At 50.7% G+C, this 14,498-nt stretch carries 18 protein-coding genes; 11 read left to right on the top strand and 7 right to left on the bottom strand.

Features of this window, described 5'->3' with window-relative positions; all coding sequences use genetic code 11:
- Nucleotides 1–5: 5 nt before the first annotated feature.
- From ligD to ku, 3 genes are read right to left on the bottom strand one after another with little or no spacing between them, the layout of a single operon-like run.
- A complete protein-coding gene (gene ligD / locus M3194_RS18810; RefSeq protein ID WP_251655608.1) occupies nt 6–917 on the bottom strand; it encodes a non-homologous end-joining DNA ligase in 912 nt (303 codons plus the stop codon).
- Nucleotides 914–1,861, bottom strand: coding sequence for an ATP-dependent DNA ligase (locus M3194_RS18805; RefSeq protein WP_251655607.1), 948 nt, complete (start codon nt 1,859–1,861; stop codon nt 914–916). The genes ligD and M3194_RS18805 overlap by 4 nt, the downstream gene beginning before the upstream one ends.
- Nucleotides 1,861–2,772: a non-homologous end joining protein Ku gene (gene ku, locus M3194_RS18800; protein WP_251655606.1), complete on the bottom strand. Its 912-nt coding sequence runs from the start codon at nt 2,770–2,772 to the stop codon at nt 1,861–1,863. The genes M3194_RS18805 and ku overlap by 1 nt, the downstream gene beginning before the upstream one ends.
- A 275-nt stretch (nt 2,773–3,047) precedes the next feature.
- Between ku and M3194_RS18795 the strand changes: the two genes are divergently transcribed.
- The 5 genes from M3194_RS18795 to M3194_RS31475 all read left to right on the top strand — a co-directional run bounded on the left by M3194_RS18795 (nt 3,048) and on the right by M3194_RS31475 (nt 6,803).
- Entirely contained in the window at nt 3,048–3,236 is a 189-nt protein-coding gene (locus tag M3194_RS18795; RefSeq protein ID WP_251655712.1) for a hypothetical protein, read from the top strand.
- 37 nt (nt 3,237–3,273) lie between these two features.
- A complete protein-coding gene (locus M3194_RS18790; protein ID WP_251655605.1) occupies nt 3,274–3,456 on the top strand; it encodes an H-type small acid-soluble spore protein in 183 nt (60 codons plus the stop codon).
- 183 nt (nt 3,457–3,639) lie between these two features.
- Nucleotides 3,640–5,958, top strand: a complete 2,319-nt coding sequence (locus tag M3194_RS18785) for a YcdB/YcdC domain-containing protein (protein ID WP_251655604.1) — start codon at nt 3,640–3,642, stop codon at nt 5,956–5,958.
- 124 nt (nt 5,959–6,082) lie between these two features.
- Nucleotides 6,083–6,610: a glycosyltransferase family 2 protein gene (locus M3194_RS31480; RefSeq protein ID WP_311291297.1), complete on the top strand. Its 528-nt coding sequence runs from the start codon at nt 6,083–6,085 to the stop codon at nt 6,608–6,610.
- Nucleotides 6,543–6,803 (top strand): hypothetical protein, encoded by a 261-nt coding sequence (locus tag M3194_RS31475; RefSeq protein WP_311291374.1) that lies wholly within the window; start codon nt 6,543–6,545, stop codon nt 6,801–6,803. Before M3194_RS31480 ends, M3194_RS31475 begins: the two co-directional genes overlap by 68 nt.
- A 172-nt stretch (nt 6,804–6,975) precedes the next feature.
- Here M3194_RS31475 and M3194_RS18775 read toward each other — a convergent pair whose 3' ends face one another.
- The gene (locus tag M3194_RS18775; protein WP_251655603.1) at nt 6,976–7,287 is read right to left on the bottom strand and encodes a dehydrogenase; all 312 of its coding nucleotides are present in this window, start codon (nt 7,285–7,287) and stop codon (nt 6,976–6,978) included.
- A gap of 80 nt (nt 7,288–7,367) precedes the next feature.
- Entirely contained in the window at nt 7,368–7,814 is a 447-nt protein-coding gene (locus M3194_RS18770) for a cupredoxin domain-containing protein (protein WP_251655602.1), read from the bottom strand.
- A gap of 193 nt (nt 7,815–8,007) precedes the next feature.
- Here M3194_RS18770 and uptA point away from each other — a divergent pair, with 193 nt between their 5' ends.
- The 6 genes from uptA to M3194_RS18740 all read left to right on the top strand — a co-directional run bounded on the left by uptA (nt 8,008) and on the right by M3194_RS18740 (nt 13,729).
- Nucleotides 8,008–8,616, top strand: coding sequence for an undecaprenyl phosphate transporter UptA (gene uptA / locus M3194_RS18765; protein WP_251655601.1), 609 nt, complete (start codon nt 8,008–8,010; stop codon nt 8,614–8,616).
- Between the two features lie 25 nt (nt 8,617–8,641).
- Nucleotides 8,642–9,211, top strand: coding sequence for a thioredoxin family protein (locus M3194_RS18760; RefSeq protein ID WP_251655600.1), 570 nt, complete (start codon nt 8,642–8,644; stop codon nt 9,209–9,211).
- Nucleotides 9,212–9,235: 24 nt separating this feature from the next.
- Nucleotides 9,236–9,871: an MBL fold metallo-hydrolase gene (locus M3194_RS18755; protein WP_251655599.1), complete on the top strand. Its 636-nt coding sequence runs from the start codon at nt 9,236–9,238 to the stop codon at nt 9,869–9,871.
- Nucleotides 9,872–10,043: 172 nt separating this feature from the next.
- Nucleotides 10,044–12,263 (top strand): Tex family protein, encoded by a 2,220-nt coding sequence (locus M3194_RS18750; protein ID WP_285889388.1) that lies wholly within the window; start codon nt 10,044–10,046, stop codon nt 12,261–12,263.
- A 76-nt stretch (nt 12,264–12,339) separates the two neighbouring features.
- Nucleotides 12,340–12,831 carry an RrF2 family transcriptional regulator gene (locus M3194_RS18745; protein ID WP_251655598.1) on the top strand — a complete coding sequence of 164 codons (492 nt, stop codon included), beginning with the start codon at nt 12,340–12,342 and terminating at the stop codon, nt 12,829–12,831.
- A gap of 253 nt (nt 12,832–13,084) precedes the next feature.
- Nucleotides 13,085–13,729, top strand: coding sequence for a nitroreductase family protein (locus M3194_RS18740; RefSeq protein ID WP_251655597.1), 645 nt, complete (start codon nt 13,085–13,087; stop codon nt 13,727–13,729).
- A gap of 54 nt (nt 13,730–13,783) precedes the next feature.
- Here M3194_RS18740 and cmpA read toward each other — a convergent pair whose 3' ends face one another.
- Entirely contained in the window at nt 13,784–13,936 is a 153-nt protein-coding gene (cmpA, locus tag M3194_RS18735; RefSeq protein WP_091185053.1) for a cortex morphogenetic protein CmpA, read from the bottom strand.
- 146 nt (nt 13,937–14,082) lie between these two features.
- Nucleotides 14,083–14,430, bottom strand: coding sequence for a hydrolase/acyltransferase (locus M3194_RS18730; RefSeq protein WP_251655596.1), 348 nt, complete (start codon nt 14,428–14,430; stop codon nt 14,083–14,085).
- Nucleotides 14,431–14,498 lie beyond the last annotated feature (68 nt).

Below are 14,498 nucleotides of genomic sequence, written 5' to 3'. Positions count from 1 at the left end.
GCGGCTTATTTGGCATGGATAAAACGGAGTACATGATCCAGATCCTGCGGCTTTACCGTGTCAATCAGGTCTCCGTAACGCTGCAAGCGTTCTGCAATATTCAGGAGATGGAAGTCGGCCGGCTTTATTCCTCCCGCATAGACCTCTTCCCATTTCAGCGGCGTTGAGACCGGCGCGCCAAATCGCGCTCTAGGCGTGTAGGGAGCTGCGATCGTTTTGCCTTTGTAATGCTGCAGGTAATCGACATAGATCAGATCGCCGCGGTTTTTGGTCAGCCGTTCAACGGTGAACAGCTGCGGATAAGCACGGGATAAGTAATCGCCGACAAATTGGCCAAGGCCTCTCAGCTGATCGAAGGTGTACTTCTGCTGAACCGGAACAATGATCTGAACGCCGGTTGCGCCGGAGGTCTTGGGAACGGATTCGATCTTCATCGACTCCAGCATTTTGCCTACAAGCGCGGCTGCTTCAATAATGCGAGGCTCCTCCTCCCGGGACGGATCAAGATCCAATATCCATTCCGTCGGAAGCTCCGGTTCGCTAATCCGGTCGAAGGAAGCATGGAATTCGAGGCAGGCCAGGTTGCCAAGCCACAGCAGAGTTGGCAGGTTGTCGAGATGCACGTACGAGATGCCCTCGCTTACGGCGATTTGTACGAAATCCGGCTTTGGCTCCGGGCAGTTTTTCTGATAAAACGACTTGCCCGCATAACCATGCGGATACCGGATGGTCGTTAAATACCGGTCTTTGCAGTGCTTCAGCAGGAAAGGCGATAGCACTGCAAGCTTCTCCAGGTACATCAGCTTCGTGATGCCCTGCTCGGGCCATAGCGGCTTCTCCGGATTCGTTACGGTTATTTCCTGTCCTTCCACCATGACGGTGGCGGGCCGCTTGGCGGATGAGCTAGTTCTGTTCATGGGCGGCCTCCTGCATTCAGACCAAACGATACAAGCTTGGGATGCCGCAGCAACCCGGCTGATGTCAGCTCAAGTCCGGTTACCCGGCAAGGCATGGGAGAAGGAAGCCAAATGATGCTTTCCCCTTTCAGCTCGGCCGGCAAAGCCGGGAAGGGCATCGGCCAGGAAGGCGCATCGCTTCTCCGAAGCTGCAGCATCTGGCCTAGAGTCTCCCGCATCGCTTCGTCGAGGCCAAGGGACACGCTTCCGAGGAAACGGCCTTGATCGGACATGATCAAGCTTGCCGCGCGTCCCTCGCGGCGCTTAACCCCAACTATGCCTACATCAAGCAGCAGCGCCCGTTTCTTTTTCAGCCAGTCGCGATGCGCCTTCCCTTCCTTGTAGGGACTGTCGAGCTTCTTGCTGACAATTCCTTCCCACTGGCGGTCATCCACCCATTTCCACAGTGCCTCCGCATCGGTGTAAACATCAGCCGTAAGAAGCCGGTCAGCGGGGACCGGCTTCATCTTTTCCGTGAGCCGCTTATGCCGCTCCGCATAAGGAAGGGGACGCAGGTCCAGATCCCCATCCTGCAGCAGGTCAAAGAGAACATAGAGAATTTTCCCTTTGCTCGAGGAGGGAGAAGGCTCTCCCCCAAAGCTTCGTTCGCGGGTTAATACCATTTGGAAATTTGGGCGTTCCCCGTCGTAATAAACAATCTCTCCGTCCAGCATGCAGGGACCTAGCAGTCCGGCTTGTTCCTGCAGCGTCCGGTAGATCTCCGGATAAACCGTATTTTTGTTCAGCAGCTTCCTTGAATAGAGATCAATCTTGCCGTCATCATTAATTGTGGCTATGATTCGGACCCCATCCCATTTGATCTGATAGATCCAGCCGGACTCCTGGGGGATACGGTCGTCGGCGACGGGGATCATCGGCTCGGCAGGAAGCGAGAATACAGTCATTAAGAGATCTCCGTTGCTTTAGGCTTCTTCGCTCTAGGCTTGCTCGGCTTCACAACCGGCTGGTCTGTTCCGCCGTCCGCGGCGGAAGTTGAACCGGCAGCTGCTTTGCCTGCACCCGTATCGAGGCCTGCTCCGCCAGGGGGAAGCTTGGCTGCATCAAGGCTGGCCTGAAGCGCGGCCATCAGGTCAAGCACATTGGTCTGTTCCTGTTGAGGCGCAATGCGGATCTCTTGTCCGGCAATTTTATTCGTAATGGCCTGAAGCATGTTAGCGCGGTAATCATCCGTATACTTGGACGGATCAAACGGCGTGGACAGCTGTTCGATCAGAAGCTTTGCCATTGTTAGTTCTTTCTCGTTCACATTAACCGACTCCGGTACGCCGGGAACTTGGGAGATCGATCGGATCTCGTCCGGGAAAAAGATCGTCTCCATCGCCAGGCAATTATCGATGACGCGAATCGCGGCAAGGCTGCTTTTGGAGCGGATCGACACTTTGGCTACACCAATCTTGCCGGTATCCGACATCGCCTGCAGCAATAAGCCGTAAGCGTTGCCGCCAGCCTGATCCGGAGACAAGTAATAGGTCTTCTGGAAGTAGACCGGATCAATCTCCTCTAGCGCTACAAAATCGAGGATTTGAATCGTATGCGACTTTTCTCCCGCAAGCTGCTCCAATTCCTCTTTCTCGAATAACACGTAACGGCCTTTCTCATACTCATAACCCTTAATAATGTCGTCCCATTCCGCCTCCACATCGCAATTCGGGCAGCGGCGTACATAGGCGATTGGGCTTCCGCAAGTTTTATGAATCATGCGAAGCGAAATATCCTTGTCCTCCGTTGCCGAGAACATTTTGACAGGTACATGAACAAGACCGAAGCTGATGGCGCCTTTCCATACGGTATGCATTTGGTTATCTCCTCCTAAAATGAATAATCACCCTAATGACCCTGGATGGGTCATTGTGATGATTCATTGCTTCGAAAGCATGGGCTAAAATGAATAATCACCCTAATGACCCTGGATGGGTCATTGTGATGATTCATTGCTTCGAAAGTACGGGCTTCATCGAAGCCTTCTGTTATCCCTTATTGTTCCCGCAATGCATGAGAATCAATCAAATCGGGCATATTTTGCTTGAACCAATAATGCTTGCAGCAGCAGGGAGGACTGAACCGACTATGATGGAATTCGATAATGTGGAAAACAACGAGAAGGCGCCGGCCGACAAATGGGACGAAGGCCGCGACAATTACTTTATGGATATTGACCGTATGGTGAATGAAGGCTTAGGCGGAGGCACCGTGTCCCCGCATAACGGCTTAATTGACGAATCGACAACCGACTATATCGTTCCGGAATCAAAAGACTGACCCGCACGGGCAAGTTTGAAGGAGGCGGCGTTTTCAAATGGACGTAAACCGTGCCAAACAGATTTACAACTCGGAATCCACAATCAAGGTTCATCTGGATGATGGCGATTCCGTATGGATCGAGCATGTAGATGAAGCGAGCGGAACGGCTACCGTACAGGTCGAGGGCAACCCGGCTAACACAAAGACGGTTCCCGTAGACCGGCTGCAAGAAAAATAAATAAGAAGTACAGAAAGCCGTTTGGGTTTAAAACCCGGACGGTTTTTTATTTTTCCTAATATCATAAATGCCGTACCATGAATAATTTGTAAAAAAATTGAAACCTTTGTCCCTTGCCCATCGTCTATACTAAGGTGTATTTTTTGGAAGTGATTTCTATTTTAGTGAAGGTGAGGAAAAAGGATGAAGAGATCTATGAAGGGCAAGCTGCTTGCAACGGTTCTAGCGTTTAGTTTGCTTCCGTTTGGAGGGCTTGCTAATGCGGCACAATCTTCCCTATCGTCTACAACGGTTATCGCCAGCAGTTCGGGAGCATCTGCATCTTCAACCGGCGTCCTTGACGAGAGTCAGGCAAAGATATCGAAGGAAGAGGCAATTGCGCGATTCAAAAAGCTGTTCCCTGATTTGAAAGACGCCGAGGTGACTAGCATTGACCTTGGCAATCCGAATCAATATCCGCCAAGCCATGATATGATTTGGACCATTCAGTGGAGCTTTACTGTCGAGAACGGATCATATGGCTTTGATTCTGCGATAGATGCGATAACCGGCGACATTATTACGTACTACAATCCGCTTCCGAAGGAAGATTCGTATTATCCGGCCAAAATCTCGAGGGAGGAAGCGGAGAAAATCGCCAAGCAGTTCATCCCGCAGGCGTCGCCATCCGTTAAGTCGGGAGATAAGCTTCAGCTCAAATCCATCGAGAACGATTACCCGCAAGCCCTCTTTGGTCCTGTACAATACAGCTTTAGCTATCAGGCTCAGGTGAATGGCATCCCGGCTACCAATAGCCAAATTGGAGTAGTCATTGACGGGAACGGAAAAATTACAAGTTATAACGGTTTTGGCACGGGGAAAGAATATCCGTCGCCAGATGCTTCGCTGACAAGCCAGCAGGCAGTCGAGAAAATGAAAAAAGAATTGAAGCTGCAGCTCGCTTATGTTCCGGGCTCCGATTACTACTTAAACCGTACGAATACATCGCAATATCGGCTTGGCTATGTCGCGGTTAGCGGAATAGGGATGATCGATGCGAAATCCGGCAAGTTCCTTGACGATCAAGGACAAGCCATTGATGCTTTCCCGCAGATTACCTATTCCTCTATTTCTTCTTCGGCGGCTGCCTTTAAGCCGCATACGGGCGGTGAATTGACCAAAGAGGAAGCGATTGCGGTTGTCACCGCGGTTACAAGCAAGGAGGCCCTTGAAGGAACCCCGCAAGCTTCGACCAGCACCGACCGTGACGGCCGCAAGACATGGTCCATCTGGAATGGAAGCCCGTTAGGCGGCGTTCAAATTCACGCAACCGTGGATGCGAATACGGGAGAGCTGCTCGATTTTTCTTCTTACTCTTACCCGTCAGGGGAAGCTTCAACTAATGAAACTGTAACAGCAGGGAAGCCGTCCATTACGGAAGCCGAAGCCAAAACAAAAGCCCAGGACCTCGTAACCAAGCTTTTTCCGAACGCTTCGGCCAGCTTAAAGCTAATTGACAGACCGGGAACAGTCTCTTATAGTCCCGATACAGCTTATATGTACAGCTTCCAGCAGTTTTATAACGGGAAGCCAATCCAGCCGTCAGCCGTTCAGATCAATCTGGATAAGGAAGGAAAGCTAACGAACTATTATAATATGAGCACGCCTGCAGACAAGCTCGGCAAGCTGGATTCCTTAACGGCGAAGATAACGGAGGAAGAAGCGCTCAAACTTTACCGCGATGCCATTCGCGCGGAGCTTCAGTATGCGACAATCGGCGGCAATTACGTGGAAGGCGAGCTGCAACAATCGCAAGTGAAGCTTGTCTATATGCCGCAGCTCACGGAAGACGATAACTGGGGCGTCCTTGTAAACGCGGTTACAGGCAAGCTGGAGCAGCAATATGTTTATCCCGGAACAACGGAGCAGAAGGGCGAGCTGCCTGCGGACGCAAAGAAGCATTGGGCATCCAAGTCCCTGCAAATCATGTTTGATTACGGCATTATTAAACCGGAAACCGACGGACTTATTCATCCGGACCAAACCGTTAATAACGGAGACTGGGTCAATATACTGCTGGCAGGCTTTACGGGAGGACAAAATTATTACATCACTCCGGAGAAGCCTCGGTTTGCCGACGTTCCGGTCGACAGCCAATATGCCTCCGCGGTAGAATACCTGGTTCAAAGAGGCTTCCTGAAAGCTGCTCCAACGCAAAAGCTTCATCCGGAGCAGACATTAACCCGCGGCGACTTGGCGTTATGGCTGACAAAGCTGCTCAAATATGAGAAGCTGTCCGAATTTATGGCCAAGGATACGGATGTCACCGCATTAAAAGACGCTGCGCAGATCAAGAATAAAGGCGCGGTTACGATTGCGATGAAGCTGGGACTGCTTACGGCGGAGAAAGGCAAATTTAATCCGAATGCTCCCGTAACAAAAGCGCAGATCAGCGTCGTGCTTCTCAGACTTGCTACCTTGCAGGATAAAGTGGATTCGCCTATCATGAATAGCAATTATTAATCTCTATCTTGAGAAACAGGCTTCCGGGCGACCGGCAGCCTTTTTTAGTACCATATAGTTCTAGGTGCTAAGACCTGTATTTAATCCGAGGTATTTGCTAGAGTTACATCATGGATGTGATAAAGTGAGACCTTCCATCAAGCGCAGCAACCGTACATTACCTAATCCGCAGTTTCCGCAGCCCACATTTTATGTCCCCGTTAAATTCAAATTCGTATTGGGGCATTGCTTTGCTGCTGCATGGCTTATCTTTTCGATTTATATATCCAAGGCCCGGGTTGTATCGCTAGGTCATATTATAACCATACCTTTATCGATCATCGTAATTACGGGGATTGCCTATATCCCCGGTTATATGATCAGCTTTTTGGTTGGCAGTCTCTTAATGGACAGGCAGCCGAGATTTAAGGTGGAGCATCCTCGGGAGCCCGTAACGGTCCTCATTGCGGCATGGAATGAGGAGAAGAATAACGGCGACACCTTGCGGCAGCTTGCCAAACAGGATTATGAAGGTGCCGTTTCCGTTATTCTTGTTGATAATAACTGTACCGACAATCCGGTTAAGCCCGCTTGGCACACCGCAAATGAACTTGGAGGCGGTCAAGCCTTGGCAGCAGCCGCGTATCTATGGCAAATATTTGACGGGCGTTAACTTGATTCTGCCTTATGTGGACGCTGCCTATACGTTTTTCTGGCTGCCCGGCCTGATCCTGGCTTTCTTTGGCGTTTATTGGATCGCGGGACCTTTGACCCTGCTTGTACTGCCGATCACGATACTGAGTTATATGGTTCTGTATCGGTACCAGAGGTCGGTCTTTCGGGCGCTCGATCTGAAGGTCAGGTAAAACAGCCTGGGCTTTATTCTGTTTATTATCGTTTATCAAATAATGATGAGTCCTGTTTCGATTTATGGATATATGCAAGAGCTATTTAAGCTTAAGCGAGTATGGACATAATGTTCTAGCTGCATGGAAAAGCTGCCAAACCCGGTTCGGCAGCTTTTCTTATTGCCCCGCATTAACCGCCAAAAGCATCACGGAATGCCCACCGGAGCTTGGCGACGTCGACCTCCCACAGCTCGGCGATTTCGCTCGCGACATTCTCGTCCCACCAGTCTGACAGAACCTTGCGGTTTTTCTCGTTTTCGGCAATAAAGAGCAGGTTCTGAATGACCTTTTTGTAATACAAAGTCTCAGCCTGGTCCATTTTCTCTTTCGGCACCCATACCTTCAACCGTTTGACGGTTCGATATAGTTCATTGCTGCAGGCGCGACGGATTTTTCGTGCGGACGGCAGGCCGGAGGTATGCTTCTGGGTGGTTGACTTCATCGTGAACCGACTCCTCTCTAACTCATAAATATGCGCCCGAGTTTGAGACGGTCACTTAAGGAGCGACGTATTGCCGTTTGTTAGTGGACCTCGATGTAGCCGACCATCGGGCCTCCGTTATTCATATCGGTATGGACCTGGCATATAATGGGGTAGGTGCCAGCTTGTTCGGGAGTAAACCGGACAACCGTTGTGTGTCCTTTTTTCACCTCGCCTTTAATGCCAAGACCTTCAATGACGAAGGGATGGCTGCTGCCGTTCACGCCGCTGATGTGAAGCTCAACCGGTTCGCCCTTGCGGAGGCTGATGCTGCCCGGATCAAAGCGGTACACCTCCAGTTTTTTGCCGTCTTCGGTCGTTGAACTAAATTCGCCGGTTACAAGCTGGATGGTCTGTACCTTTGCAGGCTGGCCGCTTGCAGGACGTGTTTTATCCCAGGTAAAATAGGCGGCCGCCAGGAGGATGATAAGCAGAGCAAATACAAACAGCTGAACATGCTTTTTATGAATAATAAATACTTTGGACATAAGGTATTCCTCCTCTTTTATAGTCAAGGGGTGCAGATTTCAAGATGATGCTAGTGTATGCGTGGGCCTGTCCGGGCATGACTACTCTTGCTTCGCGATATGCCCGACTACAGTCGGGTGGATGCTTATCCACTTCGTATGGTAGAATACAGTCGACGATTACTATTATTTAGGATGGGGAAGGCGGGATGGAATGGAATGGATTTCGGATGTTTTACACGAAATTCTATTATGGATTGAAAGCCTTGGTTACTTCGGCATATTAATTGGATTACTCATAGAGGTCATCCCGAGTGAGATTGTATTGGGCTTTGGCGGTTATCTCGTCTCGGAGGGGAAAATATCGTATCTGGGCGCTGTTATTTTCGGCGTGCTTGGCGCGGTAGGACAGAACTGGATTTTATACGCATTTGGTAGATTTGGCGGCCGTCCGCTGGTAGAGAAGTACGGTAAATACATAAAGATCAAGACGAAGCATGTGGATTTAGCGGAGAGCTGGTTCAAGAAATACGGTGCGGGGATCGTATTTACCGCCCGGTTTGTTCCGGTTATGAGGCAGGTTATTTCCATTCCGGCAGGGATGGCGAAGATGAACTTCACCTTGTTTACCGTGCTGACAGCGCTGGCATCCATTCCATGGACGATATTATTTGTTCATTTGGGCAAAACATTAGGTGAGAACTGGGAAGATATTGATCAGAAGGCTGCTCAATATGTACAGCCGGCTATTCTGATTGCTATAGCCTTGCTGATTGTTTACGTGGTGTACAAGTTTATTCGTTCCAGGGGCAAATCGGTATAAATACAAATCAGAAAGAGGGATGAACATGAGCAGAAGCGTTGCAGAGAAATTAAACAAAGGGATTAGTCCGCAGCAGTTTGTTGAAGGGATGACCAAGAACAAGGAAGCCTTCCAGGGCTGGTATGACAAATTCGATTGGGCCGATAATAACGACCGTGAATTTTTTGAATCCCTGAATAGCCGTGACGACCTGCGTGTCTTTATTCTGATGGCTGACTGGTGCGGCGATGTTGTCCGCAATATTCCGGTTGTATTCCGGGCTCTGGAGACGGGCGGCGTTCCGGTCGAGGTGCTTATCATGGAGGAAAATCTCGATACGATGGATCAATTCCTTACAATGGGAGGACGTTCCGTTCCGGTTGTCATCTTGACGGATGCCGATGGACAAACGATTCATGGTACTTGGGGGCCAAGACCAACCCATGTGCAGGAGCCGATGGTGCTCTTCAAGAAGGAGAATCCGGACCGCGAAGCAGCGGATTATCAGGATAAGCTTGCCGTGACAAGACAGGAAATTATGCGCCGTTACGGAGAAGGCACCGGTTATCACGCTCTTGTTGTGCAGGAGCTTAGAGCTTTAATAGAATCGATTTAACGGATCAGATTGGAGTAACACGAAATGCGCATTGAAACGTTTACGCTTGGCCCGCTGCAGACCAATGCTTATCTGCTGACCGAGAAGGATGAGCAGACCGGAGAGGAACGCGGGATTGTTATTGATCCGGGCATGGGGCCAAAGAGGCTTCTGGACCGGATCTCGGGAGTAAAGATCGAAGCGATTCTGCTGACTCATGCTCACTTTGATCATATGGGCGGCGTGGAGGAAGTAAGGACTGCCGCGGGCTGTCCGGTATACATTCATGATCTGGAAGCAGACTGGCTGACCGATGCGCGCAAGAACGGCTCGCTGCGCTGGTCGGATGTAACGCCGCCGCTTACCACAAGTCCGGCTGAATATGGGCTGGATGAAGGGCAAACGCTGAGCTTTATCGGTCATACGTTCAAAGTGCTGCATACGCCGGGTCATTCACCCGGAAGCGTAAGCTTCCTTTGCGGTAACGACATTTTTTCGGGCGATGTGCTGTTCAAGCAATCCGTTGGCCGAACCGACCTGCCTGGCGGACGGGAGCGGGATTTGTTCGATTCCATTCAATTGAAGCTGTATAAGCTTCCGCCTGAGGTTAAGGTGTACCCGGGACATGGTCCCAAAACATCGATTGGCTTCGAAATGGCGAATAATCCTTATGTAAGATAAGCTTGATCAAGAAACCGCTGGCTGCAAAGGCCGGCGGTTTCTTTGCTTTTTAGGATTCATTTCCGGAAATATGGAAAAGCGGTTTCAAATCTGAGACAATACAGTTATGGCCTTTTTGTAAACAAGTTTGAAGGGATGGTGCAGTTGTTTGGCTGATACTAAGATAAAGCAAATGGAAGAGGAAGCGGCAAGCACGGGGAAACGGACACCGGAGCAAATTGCTGCTGAGAATGAACAGATTATTAAAGGCATGGCATCGCAGCTGTCGATTCCGATCACGAAGGTGAAAGCGGCCGTTGCGTTGCTGGATGAAGGAAATACGATTCCGTTTATCGCCCGTTACCGGAAAGAGATGACGGGAGAGCTGGATGAGAATGATCTCCGGGCGATTGAAGAACGGCTGCAATATATGCGTAACCTCGAAGATCGCAAACGGGAAGTCATTCGTCTTATTGATGAGCAGGGCAAGCTGACCGATGAGCTTCGCAGCTCGATTGTAGGTGCGGGCAAGCTGCAGGAAGTGGAGGATTTGTATCGTCCTTACCGGCAGAAGCGCAAGACTCGTGCCAGCGTGGCGAAGGAACGCGGACTGGAGCCGTTAGCCTTGTGGCTGTGGGCACAGCCCCGTCAAGGCGAACCGCTTGCAGAGGCGGCAAAATACATAAGCGAGGACAAGGGCGTTGCTTCCGCGGAAGAAGCGCTTCAAGGCGCAATGGACATCCTGGCCGAAAATATCGCTGACGACGCGGCAATCCGCTCCTGGGTGAGGAAGCATACCTTTGACCAGTCACTGCTTCGCACCGAAGCGAAAAACGCGGATGCGGAATCCGTCTACGAGATGTATTACAGCTACCAGGAGCCGGTACGCAAGCTGCCGCCGCATCGCGTCCTGGCGATTAACCGCGGGGAACGGGAAGATGTGCTGCGCGTATCGTTTGAGCTGTCGGCGGAGCGGATTCATGAATTTATCCAGCGCAAGGTGCTTCGTCAGCAGACAGCTCCAGCCGTGCGTGATGTCCTGGTTGCCGTTATCGAAGATGCCTACAAGCGGCTGATTGCCCCGTCAATTGAACGGGAAGTGCGCGGCGAGCTTACGGAGAAGGCAGAGGAGCATGCAATCTCCATTTTCTCGGAAAATCTTCGCAACCTGCTGCTCCAGCCCCCGGTACGCGGCAATGTCGTATTGGGTGTCGACCCTGCTTACCGGACCGGCTGCAAGCTGGCGGTTATTGATGATACGGGCAAGCTGATGGAGGTAGCCGTTACTTACCCGACTCCTCCGAACAATAAAGTGGCCGAAGCCGAGAAGACTATTAACGGACTTATGGATCGTTACGGCGTGACGCTTATCGTGATCGGCAACGGGACGGCTTCCCGCGAAACGGAACAATTTATCGCTGGCTTGATTGGCAAACGCAAAGCTGCCGGACAAGGCGAATTGAAATATATTATCGTAAGCGAAGCGGGGGCGAGCGTTTATTCCGCTTCCAAGCTTGCGGCAGAAGAGTTCCCCGATCTGGACGTTGCGGAACGGAGCGCGGTTTCCATTGCCCGCCGTCTGCAGGATCCGCTCGCAGAGCTTGTTAAGATCGAACCAAAAGCAATTGGCGTCGGGCAATACCAGCATGACGTCAGCCAGAAGCGCCTCGACGAAAGCCTGGGCGGCGTTGTAGAATCTGCCGTAAACCATGTTGGCGTCGATGTGAATACCGCATCTGCGTCGCTGCTTTCATATGTAGCGGGGATCAATGCGACCATTGCCAAAAATATCGTCAAATACCGCGAGGAAAACGGCCGGTTCGCAAAGCGCGGCCAGCTGCAGAAGGTGCCGCGGCTTGGCGCCAAATCCTATGAGCAGTGTATCGGCTTTCTGCGCATTCCGGAAGCGGCAAATCCGCTCGACAGCACGCCGATCCACCCGGAATCCTACGACGTGGTGGACAAGCTGTTTGGCCAGCTTGGCTTGAAGCAGAACCAGCTTGGCTCGGAGGAGCTGAAGGAGAAGCTGTCGGGAATTGATCCGTCGGCGGTTGCTCCCGCGCTTGGCGTAGGGGTGCCAACCTTGAAGGATATTATCGACAGCCTGCTCCGTCCGGGGCGTGATCCGCGGGAGGAGCTGCCGCTGCCTATTTTCCATACGGATGTATTGAATATCGAAGATCTGACGCCCGGAATGGAGCTGCAAGGAACGGTAAGGAATGTCATTGACTTCGGGGCCTTTATCGATATCGGCATTAAGAATGACGGACTTGTCCACATCTCGCAGATGAGCGAAAAATTCGTGAAGCATCCGATGGATGTTGTATCGGTCGGCGACAATGTCACCGTATGGGTGCTTGGCGTGGATTTGAAGAAGGGCCGGGTTTCTCTAACCATGCGCAAGCAGGCATAATTTCGGGCTTGCTGGCTGGTTATAAGGATCCTATAATACAGATGTGCCTCTAAGATCCTACTTAAGGAAGGAGAGGGTGGACATCATTACTCAACCGGTTAATCAGACGGAGAAAGAACGATGCAGCAGCGCACCTAACCACAAATGGTTTGGCTTGTCCCTGCAGGCGCTTGTTGTATTGTCCCATAAGCCAAACGCTTGTACCAGCGCAGAGCTTGCCGGTTATTTGAAGACGGAAGCGACGATGCTGCGCCGCGTACTCGCCAAGCTCGCCCGCGAGCAGCTTCTTGAGACGCGGGAAGGCCGAGACGGAGGCTACCGATTAAAGCGCGCCCCGGAGACCATTACGCTTGCAGATGTTTATTTGGCTTTGCGAGTAGGGCAGCCGTTATGCAGCGGCATGATTGATACAACAGGCATCCATGACTTTGGTCAGGAGATGCGGGTTGCTTTTATGGAAATAACCGACGAAGTGGAGCGGAAAACAATCGAAGTCCTGCAGCAGGTCACGATTACCCAGCTCTCCGAACGCATTTGCACCCTGAAACAAATGGATTTGAATAAATAAGACGGGCGGCGGAAAAATAGTCATACGATCCCAGTTGACTTTCCGCCGTTTCGATTTTATACTGTTATCAAAACTGTTACAGATGCGTGCACGACTTACAGCATGGAAGGCATACGAGTTCATTATTAACTGTGATTAATTTTTCGCAGTTAAATCTGTGATTAATTCTTCACAGTCGTCCTCTTTATGTCTTTTTTTGATTTTAACTGAGCAATCTGGCACACAGATCATTTATTTTTGGAGGGAACCGACTATGACTATTGGAACACAAGCAGGAACAAGCTTTACGGAAGTACTGACATCCCGTCGTTCTGTTCGTCATTATGATCCATCATTCAAAATTTCGGATGAGGAAATCAAAGAAATTTTGGAGCTGGCGACCAAAGCGCCGTCTTCGGCTAATACACAATCGTGGCGTTTCCTGGTTGTAACGGATCAGGCGCTGAAGGATCAATTGCTTCCGATCGCGAACAATCAACAACAAGTGGTCGACGCGTCCGCTGTAGTTGTTATACTTGGCGACATGGAGTTCTACACCAAGCTTGGCGAGATCAATGACGCGGCTGTAAAAGCCGGTTATATGACGCAAGAGATTGCGCAGCGCTTCACAGAGAACTACCAGAAGCTGTTTCCTTCCATTCCTAAAGATCGTCTGACGGAGATTGTTGCTTTTGACGCTGGACTTGTGTCGATGCAAATTATGCTGGCAGCCAAATCGAAAGGTTATGACACCGTTCCAATGGGCGGCTATGACCGCGATAAGCTGAGAACTTTCTTCGAAATTCCGGATCGTTACCTGCCGCTTCTGGTGCTGCCAATCGGCAAAGCGAAAGAAGAAGGCCGTCCTACCGTACGTCTTCCGCTTGAAGAGATCACGTTCTGGAACGGCGTGAAGTAATAGGAAGAGCAAAAAACTCCCGCAGCAATCGCTGGCGGGAGTTTTGTCATTCCTTTAATGAAGGGTTATTTCGGGACGGCTGTCGTCTTCGTTTTTTGTCGTTTGCTTGCTCCGATAGAAGTACCAGCATTCATTCAGCAGCTTGATCTGCCTAAGGTCCTTCTTCTGGAAAGCACGCATCATTTGATTGCAGAGCCATTGTGGCATTCATATCTACTCCTTCCGGCCATACCTGATGTACTAATACGATATGGGGAAGGGCGAATGTCCGTGCAGGTCCTATTTAACGCAATAGAATTTGTAAGCAAGTTCTGCATCAGCCGACCTTATATGCGGTAACGACAGAGGATTATTTACATTTCGTCCTCATACCACTGTTCAAGCTGGGCTTGCAGGGCACGAATCTCGGTGAGCAGCGCGATCAGCGGATAAGCCGATTCCTTCACGGCCGCAAAATCGCGTTCTAGTTCATTAATGTAGTCAAGACCGGATACGATCCGTACAGCGCTGTCGTGCAGCTCGACATTGTCGCATTCTGCGACTGCGTAAGGCAGCCCGGGCACGTGCTCAGCCGTCAGCTTGTCAATCTCTTTATGAAGGCGCAGATTAAGCGCGCTGAGCTGGTAAGCATGGGTGTCCGGCATTTCAACAAAGAAAATGTTGCTGCCGCCGTTCATCAGGACATAACGCATAGTAGGCATAGTAAAAATTAACTCCCCTCGTTGGCGCAGGTTTCTATAATGATTGCTACTTGACAGTGTAGCGTATG

Source organism: Paenibacillus glycanilyticus (assembly GCF_023715145.1).
Lineage (GTDB): Bacteria > Bacillota > Bacilli > Paenibacillales > Paenibacillaceae > Pristimantibacillus > Pristimantibacillus glycanilyticus_A.
This window is presented reverse-complemented; position numbering and strand designations above follow the sequence as displayed.